Origin of the sequence: Stenotrophomonas sp. FR024, assembly GCF_047500745.2 — a bacterium.
GTDB classification, from domain to species: Bacteria; Pseudomonadota; Gammaproteobacteria; order Xanthomonadales; family Xanthomonadaceae; genus Stenotrophomonas; species Stenotrophomonas maltophilia_A.
The window spans coordinates 25,958-50,882 of the sequence record NZ_JAXAXM020000026.1 but is presented as its reverse complement, the minus strand read 5'-3'; the positions used below and the strand labels follow the sequence as shown (position 1 = coordinate 50,882).

Sequence of the window (24,925 nt, the reverse complement as noted above, 5' to 3'; positions counted from 1 at the left end):
GGGTTGCCGGCCAGCGGCCGGCACTACCGGACGCAGTAGAGCCACGCCATGCGTGGATGCGCGGTATACGGGTTGCCGGCCAGCGGCCGGCACTACCGAACGCAGTAGAGCCACGCCATGCGTGGATACGCGGTATGCGGGGTTGCCGGCCAGCGGCCGGCACTACCCGCCAACCGCAGCTTCAGCCCTTGTAGCCGTTGCTGATCGGGTAACGACGCTCGCGGCCAAATGCCCGGCGCGAGACCTTCGGCCCCGGCGCAGCCTGGTGCCGCTTCCACTCGCTGATGCGCACCAGGCGCAGCACCCGGTCGACCACGGCCGCGTCGTAACCGGCCGCAACGATCTCCGTGCGCGACTGCTCCTGGTCGATGTAGCGGTACAGGATGCCGTCCAGCACGTCATAGGCCGGCAGCGAATCCTGGTCCAGTTGGTTCTCGCGCAGCTCGGCCGACGGCGGGCGGCTGATCACGGCCGGCGGGATCACCGGCGCGCCGCCCACGGTGTTGCGCCACTTGGACAGCCCGAACACTTCGGTCTTGTACAGGTCCTTCAGCGGCGCATAGCCACCGCACATGTCGCCGTAGATGGTGGCGTAACCCACCGCGTATTCGCTTTTGTTGCCGGTGGTCAGCAACAGGCCACCGAACTTGTTGGCCAGCGCCATCAGGATCACGCCACGGCTGCGCGACTGCAGGTTCTCTTCGGTCACGTCCGGCGCAGTGCCTTCGAACATCGGCGCCAGCGATTCCATCAGGCCCTTGAACGCCGGCTCGATCGATACTGCCTCCAGCTTCACGCCCAATGCCTGGCACTGTTCGGCGGCCAGGTCGTTGGACAGGCCCGCGGTATAGCGCGACGGCAACCGCACCGCGGTGACGTTTTCCGCGCCCATCGCGTCCACGGCCATGGCCAGCACCAGCGCCGAATCGATGCCGCCGGACAGGCCCAGCCACACCTTCTTGAAGCCGTTCTTGCGGCAGTAGTCCTGGATGCCACGGGTCACTGCGCGCCAGGCCAGCGCGTCCATGCTCTCGTCGCCATCGTCCATCCACACGTGCGGCATGAAGCGGCGGCTTTCACCGTCGTACTCCACCACCAGCCACTGGTCGACGAAGGCGGCGGCGGCCGGGTGCACGGTACCGTCGCCATCGGCCACCACCGAGGCGCCGTCGAACACCAGCGCGTCCTGGCCACCGACCACGTTGACGTAGGCGATCGCCGCCCCGCTCTCACGGGTGCGTGCGGCCAGCACCGCATCGCGCTGGGCATGCTTGCCACGCTCGTAGGGCGAGGCATTCGGCACCACCACCAGCTGCGCACCGGCGCGCACGGTGTCGGCCAGCGGCTCGGCGAACCACAGGTCCTCGCAGATCAGCAGGCCGACCGGAATGCCGTTGACCTCGAACACGCAGCTGCCGCCATCCGGATCGACATCGAAGTAGCGGCGCTCGTCGAACACCGCATAGTTGGGCAGCTCGCGCTTGCGGTAGGTCTGCTCGACCAGGCCATCGCGCAGCACGCTGGCGGCGTTGTAGACCACCGCACCGGCCGCCTGCGGCCAACCAACCACGGCGGTGATGCCACGGCAGGCAGCAGCGATGCGGGCCATCGCCTGCTCGCACTCGTACAGGAAGCCCGGGCGCAGCAGCAGGTCTTCCGGCGGATAACCACTCACCGCCAGCTCGGGGAACATCACCAGCTCGGCGCCGTACTCGTCGCGCGCCTGGCCGATCATCTCGATGATGCGCTCGGTGTTGCCGGCGACATCGCCGACCGGGAAGTCGAACTGCGCCATCGCGATGCGGATCGAAGCCATGGGAATCCAGCCTGTGGTTGCAATGTGCCCATTGTAGCGCTGCGCCATGCGCGCGCCGGGCGCGCTCACTGCGTGGACAGCCCCGGCTCAGTAGATCCACGCCATGCGTGGATGGGGTTACCGGGATGGTCAGGGCACCAGACGCAGAAAGGCCGCCCGGAGGCGGCCTTTCTGTTTTCAAGCAGCCGGCCAGCGGCCGGCTCTACAGCATCGTCTGCCGGAGGCAGTCGATCTTATTTCACCAGCTTGGCGATGGCAGCGCCCAGGTCGCCCGGCGAGCGGACGGTGACAACACCGGCAGCTTCCATGGCGGCGAACTTGCCTTCGGCAGTGCCCTTGCCGCCCGAGGCGATCGCACCGGCGTGGCCCATGCGCTTGCCGGCCGGAGCCGACGCACCGGCGATGAAGCCGACGACCGGCTTCTTCACGTGGTTCTTGATGTACTCGGCGCCGGCTTCTTCAGCGTCACCGCCGATTTCGCCAACCATGATGATGCCTTCGGTCTGCGGGTCTTCGTTGAACAGCTTCAGGCAGTCGACGAAGTTCAGGCCGTTGATCGGGTCACCACCGATGCCGATGCAGGTGGACTGGCCCAGGCCGACTTCAGTGGTCTGCTTGACCGCTTCATAGGTCAGGGTGCCCGAACGCGACACGATGCCGATCTTGCCCGGCTGGTGGATGTGGCCCGGCATGATGCCGATCTTGCACTCACCCGGGGTGATGACGCCCGGGCAGTTCGGCCCGATCAGCACGGTGTCCGGATGCGAACGGGTCAGCACGTTCTTGACGCGCAGCATGTCCAGCACCGGGATGCCTTCGGTGATGCAGACGATGACCTTGATGCCGGCAGCAGCGGCTTCCAGGATCGCGTCGGCCGCGTACGGCGGCGGCACGTAGATGACCGAAGCGTTGGCGCCGGTGCTCTGCACGGCGTCGGCAACGGTGTTGAAGACCGGCAGGTCGATGTGGGTGGTGCCACCCTTGCCCGGGGTCACGCCGCCAACAACCTGGGTGCCGTACTCGATCATCTGAGTGGCGTGGAAGGTGCCCTGCTGGCCGGTGAAGCCCTGCACGATCACCTTGGTGTTCTTGTTAATCAAAACAGACATGGGAATTCCTTGGTGTCGAATCAGGCAGCGTTCTTGACAGCTTCAACGATCTTCTTGGCGCCATCGTTGATGTTGTCAGCCGGGATGATGGCCATGCCGCTGTCACGCAGCAGCTGCTTGCCTTCTTCCACGTTGGTGCCTTCCAGGCGCACCACGACCGGAACCTTGACGCCCACTTCCTTCACGGCGGCGATGATGCCTTCGGCAATCATGTCGCAGCGGACGATGCCGCCGAAGATGTTGACGAAGATGCCTTCAACCTTGTCCGAGGACAGGATCAGCTTGAACGCTTCGATGACGCGCTGCTTGTTGGCACCGCCGCCCACGTCCAGGAAGTTCGCCGGCTCGCCGCCGTTGAGCTTGATGACGTCCATGGTGGCCATGGCCAGGCCTGCGCCGTTGACCATGCAGCCGATGTTGCCGTCCATGGTGACGTAGTTGATGTCCAGCTCCGAAGCGATCACTTCGGTCGGATCTTCCTGGGTCTTGTCGCGCATGGCGACCAGAGCCTTCTGGCGGAACGCGGCGTTGTCGTCGCTGTCGAACTTGCCGTCCAGCGCGTACAGGTTGCCGTCGTCCAGGATGGCCAGCGGGTTGATTTCAACCAGGGCCAGGTCCTTTTCGTTGAACAGGCGGTACAGGTTCACCATGATGCTGGCGAACTGGCCGGCCTGCTTGGCGGTCAGGCCCAGCTTGAAGCCGAAATCACGGCCGTGGTAACCCTGCACGCCTTCGACGAAGTCGACGTTCAGCGAGTGGATCAGCTCCGGGGTTTCAGCGGCGACCTGCTCGATCTCCACGCCGCCTTCCGAAGAGGCGATGTAGGTGATGGTCTTGGTGCCACGGTCGACCAGCACCGACAGGTACAGTTCCTTGACGATCTCGCCGGCGGTGGTCACCAGCACCAGGTTGACCGGCAGTTCAACGCCAGCGGTCTGGTAGGTGGCCATCTTGGTGCCGAGCATCTTGGCCGCAGCGGCCTTCACGTCGTCGGTGGTCTTGCAGAACTTGACGCCGCCAGCCTTGCCGCGGCCGCCAGCGTGGATCTGCGCCTTGACCATCCAGGGGCCCTGGCCCAGGGAGTTGGCAGCGGCAACCGCTTCGTCCGGGGTCGCAGCGACCTTGCCGGCCGGGACCGGGATGCCGTACTCGGCAAGCAGTTGTTTTGACTGGTATTCGTGGAAATTCATGCGTCACCGTGGGAATAGGAACGACCGCACGCAATTCCTCAGGGCCCCGGCGGGGCGCCGGCATGGACCGCGGCGGGCCCACTATTGTGGCCGAGCCAGCGCCGGGGCGCAAAGAAGTCTGTACAAAACGCCACACCCGGCCAGATTTTCACCGCCATTCAGGCAGTTGCGCCCGGGCCGGCGTTGGCCACCGGTATCCACGGCAGGCCAAATGCGCGATCCGGGCGGCTCCGGCGGCGTCCTGCCGGGGGCCCTATACTGGTCAACCAAGGTGTGTAGTGTCGGGCTTGCCCGGCGGCTTCCACCGCGGGCCATATAGAAGCGACGAACCCGCCCGGCTTCAGGGGATGCCAGGCAGGGCCGCCGCAGATTCCAGACCCAGGCAGCCAGAAGGGGAGTTCCGGCGTGTCACCCAGTGCTTCATTGATCGACCGCATCGAATCGATTCCGCGGCGTGAGCTGTACTTCTTCGCGCTGTACCGGGTGCTGATCGCCGCGGTCATCGCCGGCCTGCTCTACAGCCCCCTGTCCGGCATGGTCGGCGAGGCCCATCACCCGCGTCTGGCCGATACCGTCGCGGCGATCTATCTGCTGCTGTCGCTGCTGGCCCTGGCGATCGGCCGCAACGAACGCTGGCTGCGCCCGATCGTGGTCAGCAGCGTGCTGGTGGACATCATCGCCGCCACCCTTCTGGCGCATGCCCTGCCCGGTGCCAGCGCCGGCATTTCGATGTCGCTGCTGTTCAACATCGCCGCTGCCGCCACCCTGCTGCCGCTGAGCTGGGGCCTGGGCCTGGCGGTTGCGGCCAGCCTGGCCACCGGTACCGAATACCTCTGGAAGGTGCTCGAAGGCGGTGACCCCACCCGCACGCTGGCCGAGCTGGCCATGTTCGCCACCAGCTACCTGGCGCTGGCCTTCATCAGCTACCAGGTGGGCAACCGCGCGCGCCGCAACCAGCAGCTGGCCAACCAGCGCGGCGACGAAGTGGCCAACCTGTTCCAGATCAACGAACTGATCATCCGCCGCATGCGCACCGGCGTGCTGGTGGTGGACGCCGACAACCGCATCACCCTGGCCAATGAAGCGGCCTCGATGCTGCTCGGCGACAACGACGGCATCGGTGAGACGGGACGGCTGGATCTGGCCAGTGCCGCGCCGGAACTGGCGCGCCGCCTGCAGCGCTGGCGCAACGGCTGGGCGCAGGACGAACTGCCGCTGCAGCTCAACCCCGACCAGCCGGAAGTGCAACCGCGCTTCGCCCGCCTGCTGGCCGGCAGCGAACTGGCGCTGGTATTCCTGGACGACTCCAGCGTGGTCTCGCGGCGCGCCGAATCGCTCACCCTGTCGGCGATGGGCCGCTTCTCGGCCAGCCTCGCCCACGAGATCCGCAATCCGCTGGCGGCGATCAACTACGCCGTGCAGCTGCTGGAGGAAGGCACCGGTTTCAACGAAAGCGACCGCCGCCTGCTGCAGATCATCCGCCAGCAATGCCAGCGCACCAACGGCATCGTCGAGAGCGTGCTGGGGCTGGCACGGCGCGAGCGCGCCACACCCGAGAACGTCGACCTGGTCGCCTTCGTGCGCCGCTTCGTGCTGGAGTACAAGCAGGGCCAGACGCTGGAAACCGACAGCATCGAACCGATCATCAGCGACACGGCGGTGATGGCGCAGGTCGACAGCAAACACCTGTACCAGGTGCTCACCGTGCTGGTGCACAACGCACTGAAATACGGCCGCATCGGCCAGCAGCCGGCGCGGGTGCGCCTGCGCGTGGCGCAGCACGAGCGCAGCGCGGTGATAGACGTGATGGACCGTGGTCCCGGCATTCCCGAGAGCGTGGCCGCACAGCTGTTCCGTCCGTTCTTCACCACCTCCGAGCACGGCACCGGGCTGGGCCTGTATATCGCCCGCGAGTTGTGCCGCGCCAACCAGGCACGGCTCGACTACATCCCGGTGCCGGCAGGAGGCTCGTGCTTCCGCTTGGTGCTGCCCGGCCCGCACACGCTGTTGCCCACCTGATTCCAAATCTGTGCGTCAAACATTTGTCGCTTCCAGCCCCCTCGTTTATCTTTCACGCCCATGAACGAAACCCGCAGCGCCCTCGTCGTCGACGATGAACGCGACATCCGCGAACTGCTGGTACTGACCCTCGGCCGCATGGGGCTGCGCATCAGTACTGCCGCCAACCTGGCCGAAGCGCGCGAGCTGCTGGCCAGCAACCCGTACGACCTGTGCATCACCGACATGCGCCTTCCGGATGGCAACGGCATCGAGCTGGTCAGCGAGATCGCCCAGCACTACCCGCGCACACCCGTGGCGATGATCACCGCATTCGGCAGCATGGACCTGGCCGTGGAAGCGCTGAAGGCCGGCGCCTTCGACTTCGTCAGCAAGCCGGTGGACATCTCGGTGCTGCGCGGCCTGGTCAAGCACGCGCTGGAACTCAACAACACCGAACGCCCTGCGCCCGGCCCCGCCACCGAACAGGCTGCACGCCTGCTCGGCGCTTCGCCGGCGATGGACGTACTGCGCACCACCATCGGCAAGGTCGCGCGCAGCCAGGCACCGGTCTACATCCTCGGTGAATCGGGCGTAGGCAAGGAATTGGTCGCGCGCACCATCCACGCCCAGGGCGCGCGTGCGGCTGGTCCGTTCGTACCGGTCAACTGCGGTGCCATTCCCGGCGAGCTGATGGAGAGCGAGTTCTTCGGCCACCGCAAAGGCAGCTTCAGCGGCGCCCATGCCGACAAGCCGGGCCTGTTCCAGGCTGCACATGGCGGCACCCTGTTCCTGGACGAAGTGGCCGAGCTGCCGCTGCAGATGCAGGTGAAGCTGTTGCGTGCCATCCAGGAAAAGTCGGTGCGTGCGGTGGGTGCGGCCAACGAAGAACCGGTGGACGTGCGCATTCTCTCGGCCACGCACCGTGACCTGGCCGAGCTGGTCGAGGACGGGCGCTTCCGCCACGACCTGTACTACCGCATCAACGTGATTGAACTGAAGGTGCCGCCGCTGCGCGAGCGCCGCCAGGACCTGCCGGAACTGGCTGCCGCCGTGCTGGCGCGGCTGGCCCGCAGCCACGGCCGTGCCACACCGCTGCTGGCGCCATCGGCGCTGGAAGCGCTGGCCCACTACGCGTTCCCGGGCAATGTGCGCGAGCTGGAGAACATTCTGGAGCGCGCGCTGGCACTGGCCGAAGAAGACCGCATCGGTGCCGACGACCTGCGCCTGCCGCAGCACGCCCCGCGAGCGCCCGGCGGCGCCGCTCCCGCCGAAGCGGTGGCCGACCTGCAGCCGGGCGGTGCCGCCCTGCCCTCGTACATCGAGCAGCTGGAACGAAGCGCCATCCAGCGCGCGCTGGAAGAGAACCGCTGGAACAAGACCCGCACGGCTGCGCAGCTGGGGATTACCTTCCGCGCGCTGCGCTACAAGCTGAAGAAGCTGGGGATGGAGTAAGGGCCGAACGGCCCTGGTAGGCGCCAACCTTGGTTGGCGTGCGCCGCCGCGCCATCCACGCATGGCGTGGATCTACCCACCAACGCGGTAGCGCCGGCCGCTGGCCGGCAACCTCATGCATCGCGGCATCCACGCATGGCGTGGATTTACCTCAATCCTTGGTAACGCGATTGATCTCGGCCAGGCTGGTCACACCCGCTGCCGCCTTCTTCAACGCCGACTGCCGCAGGTCATTCACCCCGATCTGCTGCGCCGCCTCGGCAATCTGCAGTGCGTTGCCGCCGGCCAGCACGATGGTGGCGATCTCATCGGTCATCGGCATCACCTGGTAGATACCGGTTCGGCCCTTGTAGCCCTCGGTGCACTCATCGCAGCCCACCGCCTCGTACAACTGGATGCCCGCATCCAGCTGCGCCTGGGTGAAGCCCTCGGCCAGCAACGCGTGCTCCGGCAGGTTCGCCGGGCGCTTGCAGTTGCCGCACAACCGGCGTGCCAGGCGCTGGGCGATCACCAGCGTCACCGAGCTGGTGATGTTGTACGGGGCGATACCCATGTTCATCAGACGCGCGATGGTCTGCGGCGCATCGTTGGTATGCAGCGTAGACAGCACCATGTGGCCGGTCTGCGCCGCCTTGATCGCAATCTCGGCCGTCTCCAGGTCGCGGATTTCGCCGACCATGATGATGTCCGGATCCTGTCGCAGGAACGAGCGCAGCGCGGCAGCGAAGGTCATGCCGCGCTTGTTGTTCTGCTGCACCTGGTTGACGCCGGGCAAGCGGATTTCCACCGGGTCTTCGGCGGTGGAGATGTTGCGCGTCTCATCGTTGAGGATGCCCAGCGCGGTATACAGCGACACGGTTTTGCCCGAGCCGGTCGGGCCGGTCACCAGCACCATGCCGTACGGCTTGTGGATGGCGTCGTGGAACAGCTTCTGCTGGTCCGGCTCGTAGCCCAGCTTGTCGATGCCCAGCTTGGCCGCGCTGCCATCGAGAATACGCAGCACCACCTTTTCACCGAACAGGGTCGGCAGCGTACTGACGCGGAAGTCGATCTGCTTGGTCTTGGACAGGTTGAGCTTGATGCGCCCGTCCTGTGGCACCCGCTTCTCAGCGATGTCCAGCTGCGCCATCACCTTCAGGCGCGCGGCGATGCGCTGGTTCAACTTCACTGGCGCGCGCGCCACCATCTTCAGCAGGCCGTCGATGCGCAGGCGCACGCGGTAGTCGTCTTCGTAGGGCTCGAAGTGGATGTCCGATGCGCCCTTGCGGATGGCATCGACCAACACCTTGTTGACGAACTTCACCACCGGGGTGTCGTCGCCCTTGGCGTCGATGCCGGAGTCGCCCCCCGCGTTGTCTTCGTCGCCCAGTCCAACGTCGAGGTTGGCCATGCCCTCGTCGTCGCCGCCCAGCGCATCGCCGATGGTGTCGTGGCTGGCGTGCCACTGCTCAAGCGTGCGGCGGATCTGGTCCTCATCGACCAGGATCGGTTCCACCACCAGATTGGTATGGAACTTGATCTCGTCCAGCGCATGGGTCGGGTTGCTGGTACCCACGAACAGCTTGCCGCCGCGCTTGAACAACGGCAATACGTTGTGCTTGCGCAGCAGCTCCTCGCTGACCAGGCTCATCGCGTTCTGGCTGGCATCGAACGTGGAAACATCGAACAGCGGCATGCCGAACTCGACCGCGTTGGCGGCGGCGAGCTGCGAGGCACTGACCAGCTTGTTCTGCGCGAACCACGTAGGCAGCGGCTGGCGGGCAGCCGCCGCCTTGGCCATGGCGTCGCGGGCGGAGGCCTCGTCCAAGGCACCGTCCTGGACCAAGCGACGGGCCAGGCCGGTGATGCCGACCAGATTGGGGGTGGTGACTGCGCTCATACGCTTCCTTTACTGGCCCAAGACGGCCGCCGTGGCGGCCATAGTGTTGTCTACAGGGGTGACATACTAACCGCGCAGCCCGTGTGAACGCTTGTCCAGACACACAAAGTCCGCCTTCAGAACGGCTGCTCCCGATGCCAACCCCAAGCGCTCTCGACGATAGCTACCAGGTCCTGCCAGCTTCGCTCCCATCCCAGCTCCCGTTGCGCCTTGGCACTGGACGCCACCAGCCGGGCCGGATCCCCTTGCCGGCGGCCGACTACCTCGAAAGGTACTGCGCGCCCGACCACCTGCGCGGCAGCCTCAACGATATCCATGACTGAGTAGCCTTGTTCACTGCCAAGATTGAAGTCATGGGCTCCCGGGCTCCGCTCCATCAGGTTCATCGCCAATCCATGAGCCCGTGCGAGATCCTGCACATGCACATAGTCCCGCACACAGGTCCCGTCAGGTGTGGGGTAGTCCACTCCAAACACCTTCAGCGGTGGCGCCCGTCCGGCGGCGGCCCTGAGCACGTTCGGAATCAGATGAGTCTCGCACGCATGCGCCTCACCTATGCCGTGTTCAGGAAGAGCACCGGCAGCATTGAAGTAACGAAGTACCACTGATGACAAGCCATACGCTTCCCAAGCGTCAGCAAGCATCCGCTCAACCATCAACTTGCTGGCGCCATAGGGATTGATCGGCTGCTTCGGCTGCTGTTCGTCGACAAGGGAAGCCGACGACTGCCCGAAGACAGCAGCCGAGGATGAAAAGACCAACTTGCCAATATCACTGCGCCGCAGCTGCGTCAGTAGATTCAGCGTACCGGCCACATTGTTCCGATAGGTGGGAAATGGATCGACGACTGAAGATGCAACCAACGAACTCGCAGCGAAATGCATCACGACGTCAAAGCGCCGCCCGCTTAACGCACGCACGAGCGAAGACTCGTCCAGTAGATCTGCCTGGATAAACTCCCCCCATTTAACTGCCTGCCGGTGACCGGTAGACAGGTTGTCCAACACGGTTACCGCATGGCCCTGTTCGGCCAGCCACTGTGACATGTGGCTACCGATGTAACCCGCCCCTCCACAGACAAGGACGTTCCACATCTGCATGACTCCACGTCAGATCGAATACCGCGCTGGACTATCGTCTTCCTCAATCCCGGCACGCGCCGGGACGGAGACATGAGGAGGGCCTTGGTCTCAGGCCTTGGCCTCTTCGTGATACTCATCGTCCACGTTGATCGACCACAGCCGACTTTTGTCCACGTTACCGGACAGGATCTGATCAGCAGCCTCTTTGGCTGTCAGCATCGAGTGATCCTGATTGTTGTAGCGGTGCATGCCATTGCGACCCACCAGGAACAGGTTCTGTACCTGATCCAATGCAGACCGCAATCGGTCGAACTGAGCGTAGGCCTCACCAAAGTAGCCTGGATAGGCTTTGGGTACTCGGATCACGACCGCATCCTGTGCACGCTCGGTAGTAACCAAGCCGATCTGGAGCATCTCGCGCTGGGCCAGTGCCTGCAGGTCGGCATCATCCATGTTCCACAATGGATCAGTCTCTCGGCAGAAGAACTCGAGTCCCATCCAAACCTTCGATGCATCACGAACCATGTACGGGCTCCAGTTGTTGAAGACCTGTACACGCCCAACGTTCACACCCGGCTCCTGAATGTAGATCCAGTTGTCGCCCAGTGCCCGCGGAAGATCGGAAGCATCGTAAAGCAGGCCAACAGTGATGAAATCACGGTACTGCAGTCCATCGGCGATCGCAGCCACATCCTCGGGCCAGCTTGTCCGCGAGACGGACACCAGCTCACGCACGGGCATGGTCGAGACAACGTGCGAGCACTCCAACTTGAAGGCTTCGCCAGTCCCGGACTGTACGGTGACGCTGTGCACCAGACCTTCGCCCACTTCCAGGCCAACAGCGCGATGCTTCATCAACAACGTGCCACCACGCGCGACGAACTGCGCGGCAGCCGTTTCCCACATCTCACCGGGGCCATGCTTCGGATACAGGAAATTCTCGATCAACGAAGTCTGTTCAGCCTTTCCGTTCAAGCCCAGCGCGCTTCGCGCAGCATGCAACACCGCCTTGGTGATCGACAGGCTCTTGATGCGTTGCGCACCCCATTCGGCACTGATCTGGTTACAGGGCACACCCCATACCTTCTCGGTGTACTCCTTGAAGAACTGTCGATAAAGGCGCTGCCCGAAGCGGTTCACGAGGAAGTCCTCCAGGCTCACTTCCGGCTCAATCTTGCTAACCTGCGAGCGCAGATAGCTGAAACCGAACAATACGGACTTGCCCACCCCGAGGTTTCGGAAACTGTCCGCATTCAACTTCAACGGGTAAGAGAAAAAGCGCCGATTGAAATAGATGCGCGACAGGCGGTTGCGCACCAGCATCGCAGTCGCCTGTGAGCTCTCTGCCACAGGCGCACCCGTCGGCAAGCCCTCACGCGCCTGGCCCTGGTAGCGAAGATTCAACGGCACATCGCCTGTGTGTTCGATGGGCATCAGGTTCGCCCACCACTGCATCACCCAGTCCGACTTCGAAAAGAACCGGTGCCCACCAATATCGATGCGGTTTCCATTGTGGTTGACCGTGCGCGAGATGCCCCCCACGCAGTCGTCCGCCTCCAGCACGGTGACCTGCACACCCGGCTGACCGACTAGTTCCAACGCGGCAGTCAAACCCGCCGGACCCGCGCCGATGATTACTACATGCTTGCTCATGCCACCTCCCCGATGGCCCGTTCGCGTGCCCGCGACCGGAAAAGAATCAACTTACGCAATGCGAAGTTCGACGTAAACGAGAACCCGACCGCAACGAGCCTAGCAATGCTCCCCGGCATACCAAGCCACTCAATGCAGACCCACATCACGCCCTGGACAACCAGCAGACCGAAGCAACCAATCAGCACGAATATGGCCAGCTCCGCCGAGGCAGAGCTGACCGCGCGTCGAACGAACACCCAGCGAACGCTGATGACGTAGGCGACAACACTGCCAACCAGGAAGCCCCCGGCAGCAGCAAAGTACCAGCCGCCAATCCACCATGAGAGGAGATAGAACGCTCCCAGATCAGCCGCCAAGGCGATGGCAGATGCTGCTAGATAGCCAATACCTTCGCCAACTACTCCCTTCCCGTGAATTGCGCCGCGCGAGGATCTATTCATTGTCAGTTCCCTCCCCACCACGAACCGAAACGGAGTTCCAAGACTGCCGATCAATGTGTGCCTTACCGGAGGGATCTTTCCAGTCACTGCATTTGTACAGGTAGTAGCTGCCGAGAAGCTCATCGGTATCCGGGTGACGAGCCTCCCATGTTCCCCGCACATGGCGAGTCTGTCGGAAAGGCAGGACGAAATAGTCGGGCGCAGCGACGTCCTTGTAAGGCGTACACATGTAGCGCAGCCCAGCGTCGCCGATCCAACACGAATCAGGCTCTCCGTTTACCGCGTTCACAGTGTCGCAGATCTCACCTTGGACGTTCACCGGTCCAATCTGGAGCTGGCGCTGTATGCCTGCGAATGATGTGCCTCGATTGAAAACCTGCCCTGCCATTTGGAAGATATTGAAGTAGCTTGCACGTCCTAGCACGAGCCATGGCCCTAACGGCGAGGGTTCTGCCGAGTACCAGTAGACAGTCGAGTCAAGCGGCACATGCTCACCGAACACATCTTGGCCTGCAGATGCCTCAACCACTCTCGACCAAGGACTCCGCGAATCCCAAAGGTGTACCGCCCCTCCCAATGCAATCAAAGAAAGCACTCCCAGTGCAGCACCGAGATTCCTCCCTGAGCGGGTATAGATCCAGGCAAGAAGCGCTACAAATGAGCCAGCTATTAACGGGTAACCCAGTATCACTACATCCTGACGGACACGTTCCAGACTGCTACCGAGCGCCTTGAAAACTAGCCACGCACTGAACTGATAGCGAAACAAAGCGACCACAAGAATCGCAATGAGACCAACCAGCATGAAACCCTTGATGGTTCTTCCCACCTTGGCTGAAACGTAAGGCCAAGCAATGCTCAGAGGAATCAGGCCGAGCACGGCCCATGGCAGAGTCGTCCGGGAGACACTCGCGCCCGTCCCGACAATCGCCACCATCAGAATAATCGCGACCCAATCCTTCGGCTGGCGTTGCCACTGATCCCACAGCACCCATGGCAAACCTGCCATCGCAAACCAGTGAACTACCCAGAGCACACGCCAAAACTGGGCGCCTGCGGGCAACGCCAACTGCAGCATATCGGCGAAGAGAACGGACAACGTGAGTCCGACGGCGAATGCCGCCATGACCGCCTTACAGAGCGCGACAAGAGGACTATCGATGGGAACACAACGGGAAAGCCGATACAGAAGATAAAAATCCGTGACGACAATACACCAGTCCCGGACCTCCCAGTGGGAGAGGAAAATATTGTCACTCAACTGCAGCAGCAGCTCCATCCAATCCGGATCGATCCTAGTGAACAATCCGGAGAACGGCCCGACCTTGGCAATGCCCAAGATGCAGACAGGGATCGCCGCCAGTAGCGCCCACAGCCATCGTCGGTTCTGCATAACCAGCCAGCACCAGGCAACAATCGCCGCACCCAGCGCCTGCAATGGATGCAGGCCTCCTGCGATGCCCAAGGCAATAATTGCCCACATCGAGTGGCGACGAATCAAAAGGCCCAAAGCGATCAGAGACAGAGCTTCGGCAATGGGGCGAGCGGTCAGAAAAGGCTCTGCGTATGCAAATATGCTGTATGAGCCATATCCAGTAGGCATCACGATCAATGAGAAAATAGCAGGCCACTGCATTTTCCCAGGGAAGAGCACTCGGATCAGATACCAACTTGCAGCGTAGAAGCACAACCTGGTGAAGAAGGTAAGCGCAAGAAAAACATCGCCCACTGGAAAATAACGAAGCAAGGCGGCCAAGAGTTGCGGGAAGACCGTGAAGTCGGCCTGGCTTCCAGCAACAAAGAAGAGGTCACGATTAAATACGTCCGGCGAGATTACCCTCAGCGCTTGCGCAAGATACAGAGTGGCGTCGTGACGAATACCGGTGTATGGCCTCAAATAGACAATCAGCGCCAATGCAAAACACCATGGCGCCATCCTGCGCAGAGCATTCATTCCCTATCCTTCCCCCAAAAAAGCAAGCCCCGCGTAAAGCGGGGCTCCCTTGAAACACTGCCCGCTCGAAAGAGCGGTGGAATTACTGGCAGCTACCCGGACGGAACTTGGCCGGGATGTCGCCGCCGCAGGTCCACGCAACAGTACCATTGGTGGAATTCAGAGAGGCGCTGAGCTCAATGGTCTTATCATTGATAGCCGGGTCAATACCCTGTGCAGTTGCAACAATCTTGCCGGTCTGCCAAGCAACGCTCTTGACATACTTCGAAGACTGGGCCTCGTAGCCACTCCAGGCAGCAGCCGGCAGTGCATTGTTCGAAGCAGCATATTCAGCCACAGCGGTACGCAGCGACGAAGCAGCCAGAATCACTTCCGACACCTTCGACTTCTTGGTGTAGTCGGAGTAGGCCGGCAGCGCGATGGCGGCCAGGATGGCGATGATCGCGACGACGATCATCAGTTCGATCAGGGTGAAGCCCTTCTGGTTCTTCATGGTGGTACATCCCCAAGATAAGTAGTGGTTGATGTCGGGGGTGGCTGCCGGCCAGATGACCGGATGAGCAGGCTGCCCTTCCCCGCGGGTGGATCAACGCAGGTTACGTGCCAATCTCCCATGGCAGCGTCTCCCCGATTTCCCCGCGCCAATGATGGCAGCAATTTCGCGGATGGGAACCCCCCAGAAGCGAATCTGCGATGGACGCGGCAATGTGACGCGGTACGTCACCTTTCGTCTCGCCAGGTCGAAAACCCTGCGCGGCGTCACGCCAGCAGGCTCCCCGGACGGCCCTGAACCGGCTACCATCGCCGGTCAGGATGCCCGCCTGGGGATGGCGGGCCTTGGGGAGCCAACATGTCTGTCAGTCGCAGTGCGATCAAGAAAGAGCCCGTGGCGCGTAGCACCATGGAGCTGCAACCGTTTGTCTGGGAGGGGACCGACAAGCGGGGTATTAAGATGAAGGGCGAGCAGTTGGCGAAGAACGCCAATCTGCTGCGCGCCGAACTACGCAAGCAGGGGATCAACCCCGGCCAGGTCAAACCGAAGCCGAAGCCGCTGTTCGGCGCAGCCGGCAAGCCGGTGACTGCCAAGGACATCGCGTTCTTCAGCCGGCAGATGGCCACGATGATGAAATCCGGCGTACCGATCGTCTCGGCACTGGAAATCATCGGCAGCGGGCACAAGAACCCACGCATGAAGAAGATGGTGGATGGGATTCGGGCTGACATCGAGGGGGGTTCTTCACTGAACGAAGCGATCAGTCGTCACCCTGTCCAGTTCGACGAGCTCTACCGCAACCTTGTGCGCGCGGGTGAAAGCGCCGGTGTGCTGGAAACGGTACTGGACACGATCGCCTCCTATAAGGAGAACATCGAAGCACTGAAGGGCAAGATCAAGAAGGCCCTGTTCTACCCCGCCATGATTCTGGTGGTGGCCTTCCTGGTCAGTACGATCCTGCTCGTATGGGTCGTTCCCCAGTTCGAAGAAGTCTTCACCAGCTTCGGTGCAGACCTTCCGGCCTTTACCAAGATGGTCGTGGGACTATCTCGATTCATGGTTAGCTGGTGGCTGCCCATCGTGATCGTGATCGTTGCGGTGGTCGTTGGAACGATCATGGCCTACAAGCGATCGCCAAAGATGCAGCATGGCTTGGATCGGGCCATTCTGAAGGTACCAGTGATCGGGCAGATCATGCACAACAGTGCCATCGCCCGCTTTGCCCGTACGACGGCAGTGACCTTCAAGGCCGGTGTTCCCTTGGTGGAGGCGCTGGGCATTGTGGCCGGCGCGACCGGCAACAAGGTCTACGAGGAGTCCGTGTTGCGCATGCGCGATGACGTTTCGGTCGGCTATCCGGTCAACATGGCGATGAAGCAGACTGCCCTGTTCCCGCACATGGTCATCCAGATGACCGGCATCGGCGAAGAGGCGGGCGCCCTGGACGCCATGCTGTTCAAGGTGGCTGAATACTACGAGCAGGAAGTGAACAATGCCGTGGATGCCTTGAGCAGCCTGCTGGAACCGATGATCATGGTGTTCATTGGTACCATTGTCGGTGGCTTGGTCATCGCGATGTACCTGCCCATCTTCAAACTCGGCGCCGTCGTCGGCTAAAGGTATCAATGGCATTTCTCGACCAGCACCCCGGCCTCGGCTACCCCGCCGCGGCCGCCCTGGGACTGCTGCTGGGCAGTTTCCTGAACGTGGTCATCCTGCGGCTGCCCAAGCGGCTGGAGTGGCAGTGGAAGCGCGATGCGCGCGAAGTCCTGGAGGAACCGGACTTCTATGAACCACCCCCACCGGGGATCGTGGTGGAGCCGTCGCATTGCCCGCACTGCAAGCACAAGCTGAGCTGGTACGAGAACATCCCGCTGTTCAGCTGGATCATCCAGGGTGGCAAGTGCCGCCACTGCAAGGCGCCGATCTCGCTGCAGTACCCGCTGGTGGAGGCACTGACCTCGGTGCTGGTGCTGGCCTGCGTCTGGCAGTTCGGCTTCGGCTGGCAGGGCTTCGGTGCCATCGTGCTGACCTGCTTCCTGATCGCCCTGTCCGGCATCGACCTGCGAACGCAGCTGCTGCCCGACCAGTTGACCCTGCCGCTGATGTGGCTGGGGCTGATAGGCAGCATCGACAACCTCTACATGCCAGCCAAGCCCGCCCTGGTGGGCGCGGCGGTGGGCTACCTGTCATTGTGGACTGTCTGGTGGCTGTTCAAGCAGCTGACCGGCAAGGAAGGCATGGGCCACGGCGACTTCAAGCTGCTGGCGGCCCTGGGCGCCTGGTGTGGTCTGAAGGGCATCCTGCCGATCATCCTGCTGTCGTCGGTGCTGGGCGCCATCATCGGTTCGATCTGGCTGTACAGCCGCGGCCGTGACCGCGCCACGCCCATCCCGTTCGGGCCGTACCTGGCCATCGCCGGCTGGCTGTACTTCATGTGGGGTGCGCCACTGGTGGAGCAGTATCTGGTGATGAGCGGGCTGCGCTGAGGGGAGTCCCCATGAGCCGCTATGTGGTTGGCCTGACCGGAGGCATCGCCTCGGGCAAGAGCGAGGTGACCCGGCGCTTTGAGGCGCTGGGGATCGTGGTGGCCGACGCCGATCTGGCCGCACGGGCCGTGGTGGCTGCCGGCAGCCCGGCGCTGGCCCGTATCGCCGAGCGTTTCGGCGCCGACATGCTGCTGGCCGATGGCAGCCTGGACCGGGGGCGCCTGCGCGCCCACGTGTTTGCCGACCCGGCCGAGCGGACGGCGCTGGAAGCCATCACCCACCCGGCCATCCGCCTGCTGATGCAACAGCAGTGCGAGCAGGCTGAGAGCCCCTATGCGATTGCCGCGATTCCGCTGCTGACCGAGGTGGGCGGGCAGAAAGCCTACCCGTGGCTGGACCGGGTATTGCTGGTGGATGCGCCCGAAGCCGTGCAGCATGCGCGGCTGATGCAGCGCGATGGCATTGATGCCGCGCTGGCCGACCGGATGATTGCTGCGCAGGCCAGCCGCGCACAGCGGTTGGCGCTGGCCGATGACGTGGTGGTCAATGATGGGCGGCCGGAGGACCTGCAGGTGCAGGTGGAACAGCTGCATGCGCGGTATCTGGGGTTGGCCGGGGGTTGAGGCCTGGTTGCCGGCCAGCGGCCGGCACTACCGAAGTGCATCCACGCATGGCGTGGATCTACACGCGCGGGGCGCGGCAGCGATCACGGTGGTGGCACAAGCGGCACAGGGCGCGATGCAGGGTCGGCGGGGTTCGTGCCGACCAAGGTCGGCACCCACCAAAGCAGGGGCCCTTACAACGGCTTCGGCGAGAACGTCAGGGTGGCAATCACGCCACGCTGGCCGCCGGGGCGCACGCTTACCTGCCAGCCGTACAGGTCGCACAGGCGACTGACGATCGACAGGCCGATGCCGCCGCCCTGCGAGTGGCCAGCATGCGTGCCGCGGTAGCCACGCTGGAACAGCTTGGCCGCGTCTTCCTCGCTCAGGCCCGGGCCACTGTCGGTTACCGACACCGAATTGGTGCCGACGAACACGCGTACCTCGCCGTCCTGCGAGTACTTCACGGCGTTGCCGATCAGGTTGCCCAGTGCCACCGACAGCGCCGCCTCGGGCGCGTCGATCACCAGATTGCGCTCACCTTCCAGCAGCAGCTCCAGCGGCTTGCCACCCAGCTGCGCACGGTGTGCGTCCAGCAGCTGCTCGGCCACGCGGGCGACGTTGCTGGTGCCCTGCCCGCGCTCGTTGCGCGACAGCAGCAGCAGCGCGCCGATCAGATCGCTGCACTGCTGTTCGGCGCGCTGGATGCGCTGCAGGCGCTGCAGCACCTTCTCGTCCAGGCCGGGCCGGGTCAGCAACAGTTCGGTAGCGCCACGGATCACCGCCAGCGGCGTGCGCAGCTCATGGCTGACGTCTGCATTGAATTCACGGTCGCGCTGCACCACTTCGGTCAGCCGCGAGGAATAGTCGTCCAGCGCCTGGGCCAGCTGCCCCACTTCGTCGTCGGGGAAGCGTGGCGCCAACGGCTCGGGATCACTGGTGCCGCCGCGATAGGCACGCAGCCGCGCGGCCAGATCCGACACCGGCTTCATCACCTTCGAGGCCGACCACCAGCCCAGCACCAGCGACAGCACGCTGAACACCAGCACCGACAGCACCAGCGCGCGGTTGAGCTGCTTGCCGCCGCGCACGCTGTCGGTCATGTCATAGGCGAGGAAGAACCAGGCGTCGGGCGTCTTGCGTACGGCCAGCTTGTAGGAGTACGGCTCGCCGTGCTCATCGCCGCTGACGCTGTGGATGCCATCGGAGAAGCCCGCCCACTGCGCGCGCTCTTCGCGCACCCGGTCGAACTTGTCCTTCGAATAGGCATAGGCCTTGATCTGCAGCACCGGTGCGTCCGGGTTATGCCCGGGGTGCTCGTAATAGCGGCGCGCATACTCGTCGATGTTGCGGTTCATCAGCTCTTCCACCAGCTGGTTTTCCACGCGCAGGCGGGCCCAGTTGGTGGCGAACGCGAACAGTGTCGTCAGGCAGAAGCCCAACAACACGAACGAAACGATGATGCGGCTGCGCAGGCGCCGCCGATAAGGCGTGCGCCGGCGCTCCCCCTTGGTTGCCACCGAATCAGGCTTCCGGGGTGGCGATGCGGTATCCGATGCCATGGCGGGTCTGGATCAGCGGCACTTCAAACGGCTTGTCGACCACCGCACGCAGGCCATGGATGTGCACGCGCAGGGAATCCGAATCGGGCAGTTCTTCACCCCACACACGGGTTTCCAGCTCCTGGCGGGTCACCACGGCCGGGGCCGCTTCCATCAGCGCCTGCAGGATCTTCAGTGCGGTCGGGTTGAGCTGCAGCAGCTTGCCCTGGCGGCGCACTTCCAGCGTATCCAGGTTGTATTCCAGATCGCCGGTTTCCAGCACGCGGGTCTGCACGCCCTTGCCGCGTCGCGACAGGGCGTTCAGACGCACTTCCACTTCCTGCAGCGCGAACGGCTTGATCAGGTAGTCGTCCGCGCCGGAATCGAAGCCGGCCAGCTTGTTGTCCAGCGAATCGCGGGCGGTGAGCATCAGTACCGGGGTCTGCTTGCGCGCTTCATTGCGCAACTTGCGGCAGACCTCGATGCCGTCCATGCCTGGCAGATTGAGATCCAGCACGATCGCGTCGAACTCGTGCACCACGGCCAGGTGCAGACCGGTAACCCCGTCAGCCGCGAAGTCCACGGTGTGGCCCCGGTCCTCCAGGTAGTCGCCCAGGTTGGCCGCAATGTCGCTGTTGTCTTCGATTACCAGGATTCTCACTGTCACCTCTAATTTACGAATTTGCCGATGCGCTGGGCCTGGCCCATATCACGCTGTGCCTTGTCCTTCCGCCGGGCGCGCTCGGCAACGGTAGTGCACTGCGTCGTGGACCGGTTCGAACCCGTGGCCTTTTCACGTTGGCATATTAGACGACTATCTTCACGTGCCTGTGTCAAAACCGTGTTCACGATCTGCTGGTCGTTGAAGACGTCGGTTCGTACCTGTTCAGGCATGGAATCGCGGTCAGGATGCTGCTCGACAGCCGTACGCATGCGCACCAGCGCCTCGCGTACGCGGCTGCGGTCGGTCTGCTTCAGTTCGCTGTAGGTCTCGCCATCGTTGAGTTCGATTTCGATGCGCTCGATCTGCTGCTGCAGCGGCTTGCCGGGGATAAAGACCTCACCGGACTGGTTCGATGCAGAGGCGGCGGTGGCCAGGGTCAGGCCCGAGATCAGGACCGCCGACATCAGGAGGGACTTCATGACAAACGAATCCTTGTTTGAGTTGAGTGTTGACTGTATTCGCACCACCTTCACGCCAGCAAGTGCCATGCGCAGGGGCACCGGACGGCCTAGTGGTTGGTGGCGGGGTTGAAGTTGTTGAAGGTGCGCTGGTCGTTGAGCAGTGCCTTGCCCTTTTCTTCGATCCGGCGGCGCTCGGCCACGGTCAGGCAGCGGCTTTTAGGCATGTTGCTGCCGGTGGTGCGGGTGTGCTGGCAGATCTGGCGGCTGTCCTCGTGGGCGCGGACAAGAACGGTATTGATACGCTCCTGGTCGTTGAACACCTCCGCCTGGACCTGCGGCGGGAGCTCCTGAAGCGTGCGGTGGTCGCCCATGCGCTGGGTGATGCGCGCCAGTGCCTGCTGCACCTGGGCGCGGTCATCGGCGGAAATCTCGCTGTACTCGCCGTCATCGAGGGCCTTCTCAACCCGCCGGACCTGGTCGGCCACCGGGGCCTGCCCATCCATCTGTATGGCGGTCTTCTCCGGCTTGGCGGAGACAGCACCAGACAGCCCCAGCAACAACGCGATCATCGTGATGCGGTACATCGCCAGCCTCCGGATCCATCCAGGAACGATGGGCGCCACTCTACGGCCGTCACGCTGCCTCCACAAGGGACTTCCGGCGGCATAAAAAAGACCCAGGCGGTGCCCCGCCTGGGTCTGAAGTCGTATCCCGATACCGATCCTGCTGAGAGGCAGAGCTGCGGTTCGCTGAAGGCTACGCCGACGCCGATTAAAGGCGTGTTAAAGCCGGCCTCATTTGACCATGAGAATTTCAAGCCATTGATTAATCATGATTTTTTTATCTTCTCGACGTGCTCGATGATACGCGTGGCCACATCCACCCCGCAGGCGGCTTCGATGCCCTCCAGCCCGGGCGTGGAGTTGACCTCCAGCACCAGCGGGCCACGCGCGGAGCGGATCAGGTCCACGCCACAGACCGACAAGCCCAGCGCCTTGGCCGAACGCACCGCCACCTGCTGTTCGGCGCGGCTGGCCTTGGCCGCCACCGCGGTGCCGCCGGCATGCAGATTGGAGCGGAAGTCACCCTCCGGCGCCTGGCGCTGCATCGAGGCAACCACCTGGTCACCGACCACGAAGCAGCGCAGGTCGGCGCCCTTGGCCTCGCCGATGAATTCCTGCATCAGGAAATTGGCGTACAACCCGCGCAGGGCCTCGACGATGCCACGCGAAGCGCTGGCCTTCTCGGTGAGGATCACGCCCCGTCCCTGGGTGCCCTCGTTGAGCTTCACCACGTGCGGCGGCGGGCCGAGCATGGACAGCAGGTCGACGGTGTCATCGGGGTTGTCGCCGAACACGGTGACCGGCATGTCGATGCCCTTGGCTGCCAGCAGCTGGTGCGCGCGCAGCTTGTCGCGCGAACGCAGGATCGCATCGGACGGGTTGGGAGTACGCGCGCCCATCAGCTCGAACTGGCGCAGCACGGCGGTGCCATAGCGGGTGATCGAGGCGCCGATGCGCGGGATGACCATGTCCACGCCGGTCATCGGCCGGCCCTTGTAGTGCATCGAAAAACCATCGGCGGCGATGCGCATGTAGCAGCGCAGCGGGTCGAGGATGCGAACGGTGTGGCCGCGCGCGCGCGCCGCCTCGACCAGCCGGCGGGTGGAGTACAGGGAGCTGTTGCGGGACAGGATGGCGAGCTTCATCGCGGCAGGATCGGACGGCAGGCGCGCAGCATAGCGCGGGCGTGTGGCGGGCGGATGATGCCCTGCAGGCCGCCGTATCTGCGTGCCTGCCGGGGCTGTGCGAAGATGGCTGTTGCCGGCTACAGGACAGGACACGGCCGGCTTACACAACCCAAGGAGAACCACAGATGCGAATGGGAATTCCGCTGTTGTTGCTGTTTGGCCTGATGGGGAGCGCCGCACACGTACAGGCTGCGCCAACCCACGCAGTCTCCCGGCTCTACTTCGATGCCAACAACACCCTGATCGGCCAGGGCCTGCGCTACTGCACGGGCAAGACACAGCACCAGGGCGTTGCCTCACACGCCAATACCCGCTGGATCGATGTTTCCTACGCCTGCCAGGGCGACTCGACCGACGTTTCCTATGGCAGCTGGGTGCCTGCACAACTGCGGCAGGACTTCTGCACGCTGTATGACGCCTGCACGTCACTGATGCCGTGGCCGGAACCCGGCCTGCCCGGCACCCTCGGCAACGGCTTCTACTCAGACTGACAGCCGGTAGTCGCCGCACTGTCTCCGGCGATGGCTGCACCGTCGCCGGAGACCCCACCCACTACACCCCGGAGACTTCATGCCGTTGACGATCCTTCCGCGTTTCTCCGAAGTGGATGTACTCGGCCACGTCACCAACACCGCCCTGCCCGTCTGGCTCGAGGAAGGTCGCCAGGAGATCTTCCGCCATTTCAGTCGCGAGGCCAGCATGCGCGACCTGACGCTGATCCTGCGCCGCTACGAAATCGACTTCCTGCAGCAGATACAGCCGGGACACGAAGTGCGCATCGAGACCCGCATCGAAAACATCGGCCGCTCCTCGCTGTCGATCGTGCAGCAGGCGTTCCAGTTCGAGGCCCTGGTGGCCAGCGGGCGCTGCGTGATGGTGCATTTCGACTACACAACCAACGCCTCGCGCGCCATCGATGCAGAGCAGCGCCGGGCATTGTCAGGGCTGTTTACCGAGGAGTATGCGCAACAGGTGCAGGCGGCAGGCGCATGAGCCATACGGAAGTCCGGTCATCCGCACCCGGTACTGCCCGCAGCCCATTTCTTCAGCTTTTCCAGCGCTTTCCCGGCCTGCATCGACGACGCATGCCGGAACCTCCCTGTTTGATTCGACGCAGTCTAACCTGTGACTGAGGGCCGCTGATCCGCGCGGGGCAGGCGCAGCGAGAAGCCCCCATCGCGGACACGCACGGCCAATGCGGTTTCCCGCCATTCCACAGGCAGCGCCAATGCCGTATGTGGCGTGGGGACGAGTGTGATCGCCTCGAACGTCCAGTGTTCCTCATAGGCTTCGCAGCGAAGCGTTCCGTCATCGCCGACCGCGATGACATCGATCCAGGCCCCACTCCGGGTCTTGCCAGTGCCGCCCATCGCACGGCGGCCAATGGCCTGCCAACGCCCCTGCCAGTGGACGAGCCATACGCCCTCGATGGGACGCAGATCCCCATCAAGCACGCTTCCCGCCACCACCACGCATCGACCGGACGGGCTGGCAATGACCGTCTCCAGATCGCAGGCGTGACGGTCACTGGGCTCGCCATCAAGACAGAGCGCGTACGGGCAGATGCGCGCGAACAAGGTCGGATGCGCAGTCAGGCGCAGGTCGTCGGGAAGCAGCGGGATGGCCTGCAGCACCCGGGCATCAGGCAGGACATGCCGCAACACCTGCGGCACCCCGGCGGCCAGCGCCGGATGCTCCTGTTCCAGCCATAAACCCCGGCAGGGGCGCAGCGTGGTCGATCGACTGGGAATATCCCGCAACCACATCGCGGCTTCGGCATCCCCGCCAAGCTGCCGGCGCTCGTGCAGTTCCTGCCAGAACAGGCTGGGAACAATCGCCAGCAGGTGCATCACCCTCTTGTCCGCTTCGTCGTAGACGATCACCGCTTCGCTGCGATCACTGTAGCCACTGGCCACACGCAGCGCGCTACCCGCCAGCGCCAGCCACTCGCCGCTGGCATCGTGGCTGCCTGCGGTGGATACGCCCTCGACAATGGCGCCATCGCGCAGCATCAGGGTGCCGTAGGCCGGCCCGCCCATGCCCAGCTCGCCCCAATCCAACAGGACATCATGCGTGGGCGGCCGGGTGGCGAAGGGCAGCTTCGCCCGCGAGCGCAGCAGTGCGCCCCCTACAGCATCGCCGACCAGATCGAAGTGCTGCAGCACGCCGCCCAGGGCAAGACATGCGGCCAGGCCAACGACCACGCCCCAAGGCGACCACCACACCACGCAGATCGCTACCCATATCAGGAACGGCAGCCACTGGGTGAAACGACGGAGGGCGATTCGATCAACGGTCATGCAGGCTTGGTGGCGGCGACTGTGCACAATTCAAACCTTCAACGCT

Annotated in this window: 22 protein-coding genes; 7 read left to right on the top strand and 15 right to left on the bottom strand. The window is 63.6% G+C overall.

Annotation, left to right across the window (positions count from 1 at the left end):
* Positions 1 to 181 precede the first annotated feature (181 nt).
* The 3 genes from ACMZ91_RS20120 to sucC form a co-directional block, all read right to left on the bottom strand.
* Complete coding sequence (locus ACMZ91_RS20120) at positions 182 to 1,816, bottom strand: NAD+ synthase (RefSeq protein WP_414578065.1); 1,635 nt, start codon at positions 1,814 to 1,816, stop codon at positions 182 to 184.
* A gap of 233 nt (positions 1,817 to 2,049) precedes the next feature.
* Positions 2,050 to 2,925 (bottom strand): succinate--CoA ligase subunit alpha, encoded by an 876-nt coding sequence (gene sucD / locus ACMZ91_RS20115; RefSeq protein WP_005410793.1) that lies wholly within the window; start codon positions 2,923 to 2,925, stop codon positions 2,050 to 2,052.
* A 20-nt stretch (positions 2,926 to 2,945) separates the two neighbouring features.
* A complete protein-coding gene (gene sucC / locus ACMZ91_RS20110) occupies positions 2,946 to 4,115 on the bottom strand; it encodes an ADP-forming succinate--CoA ligase subunit beta (RefSeq protein WP_004154430.1) in 1,170 nt (389 codons plus the stop codon).
* A gap of 405 nt (positions 4,116 to 4,520) precedes the next feature.
* On the opposite strand from sucC, the gene ACMZ91_RS20105 reads away from it, so the two are divergent.
* Both ACMZ91_RS20105 and ACMZ91_RS20100 read left to right on the top strand, forming a co-directional pair.
* Positions 4,521 to 6,134, top strand: a complete 1,614-nt coding sequence (locus ACMZ91_RS20105) for a sensor histidine kinase (RefSeq protein WP_049401617.1) — start codon at positions 4,521 to 4,523, stop codon at positions 6,132 to 6,134.
* A gap of 60 nt (positions 6,135 to 6,194) precedes the next feature.
* Positions 6,195 to 7,568 carry a sigma-54-dependent transcriptional regulator gene (locus tag ACMZ91_RS20100; RefSeq protein ID WP_032128822.1) on the top strand — a complete coding sequence of 458 codons (1,374 nt, stop codon included), beginning with the start codon at positions 6,195 to 6,197 and terminating at the stop codon, positions 7,566 to 7,568.
* 151 nt (positions 7,569 to 7,719) lie between these two features.
* Here ACMZ91_RS20100 and pilB read toward each other — a convergent pair whose 3' ends face one another.
* The 6 genes from pilB to ACMZ91_RS20070 all read right to left on the bottom strand — a co-directional run bounded on the left by pilB (position 7,720) and on the right by ACMZ91_RS20070 (position 15,072).
* Entirely contained in the window at positions 7,720 to 9,447 is a 1,728-nt protein-coding gene (gene pilB, locus ACMZ91_RS20095; protein WP_149908722.1) for a type IV-A pilus assembly ATPase PilB, read from the bottom strand.
* A gap of 116 nt (positions 9,448 to 9,563) precedes the next feature.
* Entirely contained in the window at positions 9,564 to 10,541 is a 978-nt protein-coding gene (gene galE, locus ACMZ91_RS20090; RefSeq protein WP_329916249.1) for a UDP-glucose 4-epimerase GalE, read from the bottom strand.
* Positions 10,542 to 10,637: 96 nt separating this feature from the next.
* The gene (locus ACMZ91_RS20085) at positions 10,638 to 12,182 is read right to left on the bottom strand and encodes an NAD(P)/FAD-dependent oxidoreductase (protein ID WP_149908724.1); all 1,545 of its coding nucleotides are present in this window, start codon (positions 12,180 to 12,182) and stop codon (positions 10,638 to 10,640) included.
* Positions 12,179 to 12,625, bottom strand: a complete 447-nt coding sequence (locus ACMZ91_RS20080) for a GtrA family protein (protein ID WP_180838167.1) — start codon at positions 12,623 to 12,625, stop codon at positions 12,179 to 12,181. Before ACMZ91_RS20080 ends, ACMZ91_RS20085 begins: the two co-directional genes overlap by 4 nt.
* Complete coding sequence (locus tag ACMZ91_RS20075) at positions 12,618 to 14,579, bottom strand: hypothetical protein (RefSeq protein ID WP_188348074.1); 1,962 nt, start codon at positions 14,577 to 14,579, stop codon at positions 12,618 to 12,620. Before ACMZ91_RS20075 ends, ACMZ91_RS20080 begins: the two co-directional genes overlap by 8 nt.
* Before the next feature lie 82 nt (positions 14,580 to 14,661).
* Positions 14,662 to 15,072 (bottom strand): pilin, encoded by a 411-nt coding sequence (locus ACMZ91_RS20070; protein ID WP_149908726.1) that lies wholly within the window; start codon positions 15,070 to 15,072, stop codon positions 14,662 to 14,664.
* A gap of 357 nt (positions 15,073 to 15,429) precedes the next feature.
* On the opposite strand from ACMZ91_RS20070, the gene ACMZ91_RS20065 reads away from it, so the two are divergent.
* The 3 genes from ACMZ91_RS20065 to coaE are packed head-to-tail and all read left to right on the top strand — an operon-like array spanning position 15,430 to position 18,184.
* On the top strand, positions 15,430 to 16,689 hold the full coding sequence (locus ACMZ91_RS20065) for a type II secretion system F family protein (RefSeq protein ID WP_149908727.1): 1,260 nt from the start codon (positions 15,430 to 15,432) through the stop codon (positions 16,687 to 16,689).
* Between the two features lie 8 nt (positions 16,690 to 16,697).
* On the top strand, positions 16,698 to 17,561 hold the full coding sequence (locus ACMZ91_RS20060) for a prepilin peptidase (protein WP_032128827.1): 864 nt from the start codon (positions 16,698 to 16,700) through the stop codon (positions 17,559 to 17,561).
* Positions 17,562 to 17,572: 11 nt separating this feature from the next.
* Positions 17,573 to 18,184 (top strand): dephospho-CoA kinase, encoded by a 612-nt coding sequence (gene coaE, locus ACMZ91_RS20055; protein WP_149908728.1) that lies wholly within the window; start codon positions 17,573 to 17,575, stop codon positions 18,182 to 18,184.
* 173 nt (positions 18,185 to 18,357) lie between these two features.
* On the opposite strand, the gene ACMZ91_RS20050 is transcribed toward coaE, so the two are convergent.
* The 5 genes from ACMZ91_RS20050 to rimK form a co-directional block, all read right to left on the bottom strand.
* Entirely contained in the window at positions 18,358 to 19,725 is a 1,368-nt protein-coding gene (locus ACMZ91_RS20050) for a sensor histidine kinase (RefSeq protein WP_032128829.1), read from the bottom strand.
* Positions 19,688 to 20,365 (bottom strand): response regulator transcription factor, encoded by a 678-nt coding sequence (locus ACMZ91_RS20045; protein ID WP_005410804.1) that lies wholly within the window; start codon positions 20,363 to 20,365, stop codon positions 19,688 to 19,690. The genes ACMZ91_RS20050 and ACMZ91_RS20045 overlap by 38 nt, the downstream gene beginning before the upstream one ends.
* Before the next feature lie 8 nt (positions 20,366 to 20,373).
* The gene (locus tag ACMZ91_RS20040; protein ID WP_071229642.1) at positions 20,374 to 20,847 is read right to left on the bottom strand and encodes a hypothetical protein; all 474 of its coding nucleotides are present in this window, start codon (positions 20,845 to 20,847) and stop codon (positions 20,374 to 20,376) included.
* 89 nt (positions 20,848 to 20,936) lie between these two features.
* On the bottom strand, positions 20,937 to 21,413 hold the full coding sequence (locus ACMZ91_RS20035; protein WP_149908729.1) for a hypothetical protein: 477 nt from the start codon (positions 21,411 to 21,413) through the stop codon (positions 20,937 to 20,939).
* Between the two features lie 245 nt (positions 21,414 to 21,658).
* A complete protein-coding gene (gene rimK, locus ACMZ91_RS20030) occupies positions 21,659 to 22,537 on the bottom strand; it encodes a 30S ribosomal protein S6--L-glutamate ligase (RefSeq protein WP_071229673.1) in 879 nt (292 codons plus the stop codon).
* Positions 22,538 to 22,704: 167 nt separating this feature from the next.
* Between rimK and ACMZ91_RS20025 the strand changes: the two genes are divergently transcribed.
* On the top strand, positions 22,705 to 23,070 hold the full coding sequence (locus ACMZ91_RS20025; protein WP_223224661.1) for a hypothetical protein: 366 nt from the start codon (positions 22,705 to 22,707) through the stop codon (positions 23,068 to 23,070).
* Between the two features lie 79 nt (positions 23,071 to 23,149).
* A complete protein-coding gene (locus tag ACMZ91_RS20020) occupies positions 23,150 to 23,572 on the top strand; it encodes an acyl-CoA thioesterase (RefSeq protein WP_149908730.1) in 423 nt (140 codons plus the stop codon).
* 125 nt (positions 23,573 to 23,697) lie between these two features.
* On the opposite strand, the gene ACMZ91_RS20015 is transcribed toward ACMZ91_RS20020, so the two are convergent.
* A complete protein-coding gene (locus tag ACMZ91_RS20015) occupies positions 23,698 to 24,879 on the bottom strand; it encodes a hypothetical protein (RefSeq protein WP_149908731.1) in 1,182 nt (393 codons plus the stop codon).
* Positions 24,880 to 24,925: the final 46 nt, after the last annotated feature.

What these genes read in the sequence shown, in the direction of transcription:
- ACMZ91_RS20100 (WP_032128822.1), top strand. Translation starts at nt 6,195, where the DNA reads ATGAACGAAACCCGCAGCGCCCTCGTCGTCGACGATGAACGCGACATC.
- ACMZ91_RS20085 (WP_149908724.1), bottom strand. Translation starts at nt 12,182, where the DNA reads ATGAGCAAGCATGTAGTAATCATCGGCGCGGGTCCGGCGGGTTTGACT.
- pilB (WP_149908722.1), bottom strand. Translation starts at nt 9,447, where the DNA reads ATGAGCGCAGTCACCACCCCCAATCTGGTCGGCATCACCGGCCTGGCC.
- ACMZ91_RS20070 (WP_149908726.1), bottom strand. Translation starts at nt 15,072, where the DNA reads ATGAAGAACCAGAAGGGCTTCACCCTGATCGAACTGATGATCGTCGTC.
- ACMZ91_RS20065 (WP_149908727.1), top strand. Translation starts at nt 15,430, where the DNA reads ATGTCTGTCAGTCGCAGTGCGATCAAGAAAGAGCCCGTGGCGCGTAGC.
- galE (WP_329916249.1), bottom strand. Translation starts at nt 10,541, where the DNA reads ATGTGGAACGTCCTTGTCTGTGGAGGGGCGGGTTACATCGGTAGCCAC.
- ACMZ91_RS20025 (WP_223224661.1), top strand. Translation starts at nt 22,705, where the DNA reads ATGCGAATGGGAATTCCGCTGTTGTTGCTGTTTGGCCTGATGGGGAGC.
- sucD (WP_005410793.1), bottom strand. Translation starts at nt 2,925, where the DNA reads ATGTCTGTTTTGATTAACAAGAACACCAAGGTGATCGTGCAGGGCTTC.
- rimK (WP_071229673.1), bottom strand. Translation starts at nt 22,537, where the DNA reads ATGAAGCTCGCCATCCTGTCCCGCAACAGCTCCCTGTACTCCACCCGC.
- ACMZ91_RS20035 (WP_149908729.1), bottom strand. Translation starts at nt 21,413, where the DNA reads ATGTACCGCATCACGATGATCGCGTTGTTGCTGGGGCTGTCTGGTGCT.
- ACMZ91_RS20040 (WP_071229642.1), bottom strand. Translation starts at nt 20,847, where the DNA reads ATGAAGTCCCTCCTGATGTCGGCGGTCCTGATCTCGGGCCTGACCCTG.
- ACMZ91_RS20015 (WP_149908731.1), bottom strand. Translation starts at nt 24,879, where the DNA reads ATGACCGTTGATCGAATCGCCCTCCGTCGTTTCACCCAGTGGCTGCCG.
- sucC (WP_004154430.1), bottom strand. Translation starts at nt 4,115, where the DNA reads ATGAATTTCCACGAATACCAGTCAAAACAACTGCTTGCCGAGTACGGC.
- ACMZ91_RS20080 (WP_180838167.1), bottom strand. Translation starts at nt 12,625, where the DNA reads ATGAATAGATCCTCGCGCGGCGCAATTCACGGGAAGGGAGTAGTTGGC.
- ACMZ91_RS20050 (WP_032128829.1), bottom strand. Translation starts at nt 19,725, where the DNA reads ATGGCATCGGATACCGCATCGCCACCCCGGAAGCCTGATTCGGTGGCA.
- coaE (WP_149908728.1), top strand. Translation starts at nt 17,573, where the DNA reads ATGAGCCGCTATGTGGTTGGCCTGACCGGAGGCATCGCCTCGGGCAAG.
- ACMZ91_RS20075 (WP_188348074.1), bottom strand. Translation starts at nt 14,579, where the DNA reads ATGAATGCTCTGCGCAGGATGGCGCCATGGTGTTTTGCATTGGCGCTG.
- ACMZ91_RS20060 (WP_032128827.1), top strand. Translation starts at nt 16,698, where the DNA reads ATGGCATTTCTCGACCAGCACCCCGGCCTCGGCTACCCCGCCGCGGCC.
- ACMZ91_RS20020 (WP_149908730.1), top strand. Translation starts at nt 23,150, where the DNA reads ATGCCGTTGACGATCCTTCCGCGTTTCTCCGAAGTGGATGTACTCGGC.
- ACMZ91_RS20120 (WP_414578065.1), bottom strand. Translation starts at nt 1,816, where the DNA reads ATGGCTTCGATCCGCATCGCGATGGCGCAGTTCGACTTCCCGGTCGGC.